This window comes from Elizabethkingia argenteiflava (assembly GCF_009904105.1).
GTDB classification, from domain to species: Bacteria; Bacteroidota; Bacteroidia; order Flavobacteriales; family Weeksellaceae; genus Elizabethkingia; species Elizabethkingia argenteiflava.
In genome coordinates this window covers 1-498 of sequence record NZ_JAAABJ010000652.1, presented here as the reverse complement: position 1 = coordinate 498, position 498 = coordinate 1, and the positions used below count along the sequence as shown (strand labels likewise).

At 32.9% G+C, this 498-nt stretch carries 2 protein-coding genes; both read right to left on the bottom strand.

Annotated features, from left to right (window positions below):
* Positions 1-212: hypothetical protein (locus GNY06_RS12980; RefSeq protein WP_166520480.1), on the bottom strand; the 212-nt coding region annotated here is incomplete at its 3' end.
* 92 nt (positions 213-304) lie between these two features.
* On the bottom strand, positions 305-498 hold a 194-nt coding region (locus GNY06_RS12975; RefSeq protein ID WP_166520479.1), incomplete at its 5' end, for a hypothetical protein.

Here is a 498-nt window from a genome sequence, read left to right as displayed (position 1 = left end):
TTATGAGTAGTTGAATTGATTGAATTTTTCTTTTCAGATTTCTCTTTTTGAGCCGGATCCGCATATTTTATTTCATGGGTAGAAGTCGTGTTTTTACGACTTAGTGCATTTGTTTGTGTTGCAGATGTACCCTCGAATATTTCTCCTGAACTTCTATCACTAAATGATAATAAAAGCCCCAAGGTAGCGGCAAAAAGGATTGTTGTTTTCATTTGTGTTGTGTTTTTAACGAATAAAGACTTTGTTTCGTTATTTTATTTTTAGATATCTTCTAATTTAAATTTTTGGTATAAAATGATTTTGTTTAATGTTGGATGGGGATAAATTCGCCTGGATTAATAGCGGCTTTTGGCGCTCTGGGTTTTGTGTTTTTATGAGTAGTTGAATTGATTGAATTTTTCTTTTCAGATTTCTCTTTTTGAGCCGGATCCGCATATTTTATTTCATGGGTAGAAGTCGTGTTTTTACGACTTAGTGCATTTGTTTGTGTTGCAGATG